The 5,518-nt window shown below is 55.5% G+C and carries 5 protein-coding genes; all 5 read right to left on the reverse strand.

What is annotated here, in order from left to right; genetic code table 11:
- Positions 1–71: 71 nt before the first annotated feature.
- A complete protein-coding gene (gene rlmB / locus L977_RS22065; RefSeq protein ID WP_014882232.1) occupies positions 72–806 on the reverse strand; it encodes a 23S rRNA (guanosine(2251)-2'-O)-methyltransferase RlmB in 735 nt (244 codons plus the stop codon).
- 70 nt (positions 807–876) lie between these two features.
- Positions 877–3,321, reverse strand: coding sequence for a ribonuclease R (gene rnr, locus L977_RS22070; RefSeq protein ID WP_047626945.1), 2,445 nt, complete (start codon positions 3,319–3,321; stop codon positions 877–879).
- Positions 3,322–3,359: 38 nt separating this feature from the next.
- Positions 3,360–3,785 carry a nitric oxide-sensing transcriptional repressor NsrR gene (nsrR, locus tag L977_RS22075; RefSeq protein WP_014882230.1) on the reverse strand — a complete coding sequence of 142 codons (426 nt, stop codon included), beginning with the start codon at positions 3,783–3,785 and terminating at the stop codon, positions 3,360–3,362.
- Between the two features lie 192 nt (positions 3,786–3,977).
- Positions 3,978–5,276 (reverse strand): adenylosuccinate synthase, encoded by a 1,299-nt coding sequence (locus L977_RS22080; protein ID WP_006178975.1) that lies wholly within the window; start codon positions 5,274–5,276, stop codon positions 3,978–3,980.
- Between the two features lie 104 nt (positions 5,277–5,380).
- The coding region (locus L977_RS24165) for a DUF2065 domain-containing protein (protein ID WP_047626946.1) at positions 5,381–5,518 on the reverse strand (138 nt) is incomplete at its 5' end.

Genomic DNA, 5,518 nt, shown 5'->3' on the forward strand with positions numbered 1-5,518 from the left:
CCCTCACCCCGGCCCTCTCCCACGGGGAGAGGGAGAAAACACTAAAGGCCGTCCTTGGACGGCCTTGCTGTTTATTCTCCGCGCTGACGAACCGCTTCAAACAGGCAGATGCCCGTCGCCACAGACACGTTCAGGGACGACACGCTGCCCGCCATCGGGATGCTGATCAGCTCGTCGCAGTGCTCGCGCGTCAGACGGCGCATACCTTCACCTTCCGCACCCATCACCAGCGCCAGACGTCCGGTCATTTTGCTCTGGTACAGGGTATGATCTGCCTCACCCGCGGTACCGACGATCCAGATATTCTCTTCCTGCAGCAGACGCATGGTACGCGCCAGGTTGGTTACGCGGATCAGCGGAACGTTTTCCGCTGCGCCGCAGGCCACTTTCTTCGCCGTCGCGTTCAGCTGCGCGGAGCGATCTTTCGGTACAATCACAGCATGCACACCTGCCGCATCAGCGCTACGCAGGCATGCGCCGAGATTGTGCGGATCGGTTACGCCATCAAGGATCAGGAAGAACGGGTTATCCAGTGCGGCAATAAGATCCGGCAGATCGTTTTCCTGATACTGACGGCCCGGCTTCACGCGAGCAATAATGCCCTGGTGAACCGCGCCTTCACTTTTCTCATCCAGGTACTGGCGGTTCGCCAGCTGGATCACCACGCCCTGCGCTTCCAGCGCGTGGATCAGCGGCATCAGACGTTTGTCTTCACGCCCTTTCAGAATAAACACTTCCTGAAAACGCTCCGGTGCGCGCTCGAGAAGGGCCTGCACCGCGTGGATGCCGTAAATCATTTCACTCATTGATGGTTCTCATTATGACTGTTCTTTCCCCTCTCCCCACTGGGGAGAGGGTCAGGGTGAGGGGCGGAACTTACTCCGCCTGTTTTTTCTTCGCTGCACGTTTTGCTTTGGTGGCAGCAGCGATTTTCTGCGTCTTCGCAGAAGGTTTTTTCGCTGAGCGAGCGTCTTTCTTTGCCGCCTTCGGCTTTTGCTTCTTCTCGCCGCGGAACGCGCTGTCTGGCTCGAAGTTTACCTTCTTACCCGCCTGACGACGTTTACCGCCGCCCGGTTTAGCGTTTCCGCCTTTTTTCGCCCGTTCACGCTCGGTTTTACCGACGTTACGCGGCGCACGCTCGCTGGAGATGAGGCTGAAGTCGATTTTACGGTCGTCCATATTCACGGCTTCAACTTTCACTTCCACACGGTCGCCCAGACGGTAGGTCTGGCCGCCCGATTCGCCAATCAGGCGCTGACCAACCTGGTCGAAGCGGTAGTAGTCGTTATCCAGGCTGGAGACGTGCACCAGACCGTCGATAAATAGCTCGTCCAGACGCACGAAGAAACCAAAGCCGGTCACGCTGGCTATCACGCCTTTAAAGACGTTGCCCACCTGGTCCAGCATAAAGTCACACTTCAGCCAGTCCGCTACGTCGCGCGTGGCTTCATCAGCACGACGCTCGGTCATGGAACAGTGCTGACCGAGCTGCAGCATCTCTTCCATCGAATAGTGGTAACCGCCGGTTTCGGTAGTGTTCCCTTTATGGCCCTGCTCCTGCGCCAGCAGATACTTGATCGCGCGGTGCAGAGAGAGGTCAGGATAGCGACGGATCGGCGAGGTGAAATGCGCGTAAGACTGCAACGCCAGGCCGAAGTGTCCCCGGTTTTCCGGATCGTAAATCGCCTGCTTCATCGAACGCAACAGCATCGTCTGCAGCATTTCTGCATCAGGACGGTCGCCAATGGACTCCAGCAGCTCGGCGTAATCGCGCGGTTCAGGCTTGTTGCCGCCAGGCAGCTCCAGGCCCAGTTCCGCCAGTACTGAACGGAACGCGGTGATGGCTTCCGTTGACGGCTTATCGTGAATACGGAACAGCGCTGGCTCTTTGGCTTTCTCAACGAAACGCGCTGCCGAGATGTTCGCCAGGATCATACACTCTTCGATCAGCTTATGCGCATCATTACGCTGGGTCTGCTCGATACGCTCAATGCGACGCTCTGCGTTGAAGATAAACTTCGCTTCTTCGCTCTCGAACGAGATCCCGCCGCGCTCTTCGCGTGCCTGATCCAGCGTTTTGTAGAGGTTATGCAGTTCTTCAATATGTTTGACCAACGGCGCGTATTGTTCGCGCAGATCCTGGTCGCCCTGCAGCATATGCCAGACCTTGGTATAGGTCAGACGCGCATGGGAACTCATGACCGCTTCATAGAACTTGTAGCCGGTTAAGCGCCCTTTGGTGGAGATGGTCATCTCACACACCATACAGAGGCGATCAACCTGCGGGTTCAGGGAGCACAGGCCGTTAGAGAGCACTTCCGGCAGCATTGGTATTACCTGAGAGGGGAAATACACCGAGGTACCACGGCTGCGCGCTTCGTTATCCAGCGGGGTGTGCGGGCGAACATAGTAGCTCACGTCCGCAATCGCCACCCACAGACGCCATCCGCCACCGCGTTTTTTCTCACAGTAAACGGCATCATCGAAGTCGCGGGCATCTTCGCCATCAATGGTGACCAGCGGCAGGGAGCGCAGATCCACGCGGCCCACTTTGGACTCTTCCGGCACTTCTTCACGCAGACTTTCGATCTGATCTTCAACCGCTTTCGGCCAGATGTAGGGGATCTCATGGGTGCGCAATGCCATATCAACGGCCATGCCAGTGCCCATGTTATCGCCCAGGACTTCCACGATTTTACCAACCGCTTTGGTGCGACGCGTTGGGCGCTGAGTGAGTTCTACCACAACCACAAAGCCCATGCGTGCGCCCATCACCTCTTCAGGCGGGATCAGGATGTCAAAGCTCAGACGGCTGTCGTCCGGCACCACAAAGCCCACACCCGCATCAGTGAAGTAACGGCCAACAATCTGGCTGGTTTTTGGCACCAGTACGCGCACCACGCGCGCTTCCCGGCGACCTTTACGGTCAGCACCCAGCGGCTGCGCCAGGATCTGGTCGCCGTGGATACACATTTTCATCTGTTCAGATGACAGATACAGGTCATCTTTGCGGCCTTCCACGCGCAGGAAGCCAAAGCCATCACGGTGCCCAATCACGGTGCCTTTCAGCAAGTCGAGGCGTTCAGGCAGCGCGTAGCACTGGCGGCGGGTAAAGACCAGTTGCCCGTCGCGCTCCATGGCACGCAGGCGACGGCGAAGGGCTTCAATTTGCTCTTCACCTTCAATATTTAATTCAACGGCAAGTTCTTCACGATTGGCGGGTTTTTCGCGTTTTGTTAAGTGTTCAATGATGAACTCGCGGCTGGGGATAGGATTCGCGTATTTTTCGGCTTCGCGTTCCTGGAAAGGATCTTGTGACATGTCGGTTCCTCCGTTGTCAGCTCCGGTGGAAATTTTCTTCATTCCACCAGCAATAATTTATAAAGCGGTTGATTCTCTTCAACCAAATCGGCCAGCGTGTAGTTATCCAGTTCCTTGAGAAAACTTTGCACAGCCTTAGAAAGCGCCTGTTTCAGGCGGCAAGCGGGTGTAATGTGGCAAAACTCACTGCTGCAGTTCACCAGAGACAAGGGCTCCAGTTCGCGTACCACATCCCCGATGCGAATACTCTGCGCCGGTTTACCGAGACGGATCCCCCCATTCTTCCCGCGGACGGCAGCAACGTATCCGGCACGACTAAGTTGATTGATTATTTTGACCATATGATTACGAGATACGCCGTATACCTCCGTCACTTCAGAGATACTGGTCATCTTCCCATCGGGTAACGACGCCATGTAAATCAGCGCACGTAAGCCGTAATCGGTGAAACTTGTTAACTGCACATCAACCTCAGGAAAAAGGGAAAACGCGGTCAAACCGCAGAGATATTCATTAATGATGATAAACCAGCCAGATAGATAGCGGCTAATTTATTTGACAGACGGGGCGAAAAAGCGGAGATCCAGGAGCGGTCGCCGGATGGCGCTACGCTTATCCGGCCTACGAGTTTCCCCGCAGGCCAGCATTCACGAAGATTATGCGTCGAACGGGTCGCGCAGGATCATCGTTTCAGTACGATCCGGGCCGGTAGAAATAATATCGATCGGCACTTCGGTCAGTTCTTCAATACGCTTGATGTAATCCAGCGCCGCCTGTGGCAGGCCACTACGCTCTTTCACACCGAAAGTGGTCTCAGACCAGCCCGGCATGGTTTCGTAAATTGGCTCAATGCCTTCCCAGTCGTCAGCGGCCAGCGGAGTTGTGGTCACTTCACGGCCGTCTGGCATACGGTAGCCGACGCAGATTTTCACTTCTTTCAGGCCGTCCAGCACGTCCAGCTTGGTCAGGCAGAAGCCAGACAGGGAGTTGATCTGCACGGCACGACGCACAGCAACCGCGTCCAGCCAGCCGGTACGACGACGACGACCGGTGGTCGCGCCAAACTCGTTACCCTGCTTGCAGAGGAACTCGCCGGTTTCATCGAACAGCTCGGTCGGGAATGGACCTGCCCCCACACGCGTGGAGTAAGCTTTGATGATGCCCAGAACGTAATCCACATAACGTGGACCCAGGCCAGAGCCAGTCGCCACGCCACCTGCGGTGGTGTTAGAAGAGGTTACGTACGGATAGGTACCGTGGTCGATGTCCAGCAGCGTACCCTGCGCACCTTCGAACATAACGAAATCGCCACGCTTGCGCGCCTGGTCCAGCAGATCGGACACATCAACAACCATACCGGTCAGAATGTCTGCAATCGCCATGACGTCATCCAGCACTTTCTGGTAGTCAACAGCGTCAGCTTTGTAGAAGTTCACCAGCTGGAAGTTGTGATATTCCATCACTTCTTTCAGTTTTTCAGCGAAGGTGGCTTTGTCGAAGAGATCGCCCACGCGCAGACCGCGACGTGCCACTTTATCTTCATAAGCCGGGCCGATACCACGACCGGTCGTACCGATCGCTTTCGCACCACGTGCTTTCTCACGCGCGACGTCCAGTGCCACGTGATAATCCAGGATCAGCGGGCAGGCTTCGGAGAGCAGCAGACGCTCACGAACAGGGATACCACGGTCTTCCAGACCTTTCATCTCTTTCATCAGCGCAGCGGGAGACAGCACAACGCCGTTACCGATGATGCTGGTGACGTTTTCGCGAAGAATGCCTGATGGAATAAGATGGAGGACGGTTTTTTCACCGTTGATTACGAGAGTATGGCCTGCGTTGTGACCGCCCTGGTAGCGTACAACATATTTAGCCCGTTCAGTCAGAAGATCAACAATCTTCCCTTTACCTTCGTCACCCCATTGGGTGCCCAGTACGACGACGTTGTTACCCATTTTTTTCAAAATCACCGTTTGCTTAAAAATGGATTCTACCATCGCTTTTTCAGATATACAGCACTTTTTGACCTCAAAATACGCCAAATCCGACCACTTTTTGATCAGCCAATCGTTTTCCTCAACATGTAGTAGATCACGATGCCAGCAACCACAAGTCCACCGCCGAAACGGCGCAAAATATTATCCGGAAGTTGGCTCATGGTCGCGATCATGCGGCGCCAGGCACGCGGATAAAGCAT

This window comes from Enterobacter sp. ZOR0014 (assembly GCF_000798855.1).
Lineage (GTDB): Bacteria > Pseudomonadota > Gammaproteobacteria > Enterobacterales > Enterobacteriaceae > Enterobacter > Enterobacter kobei.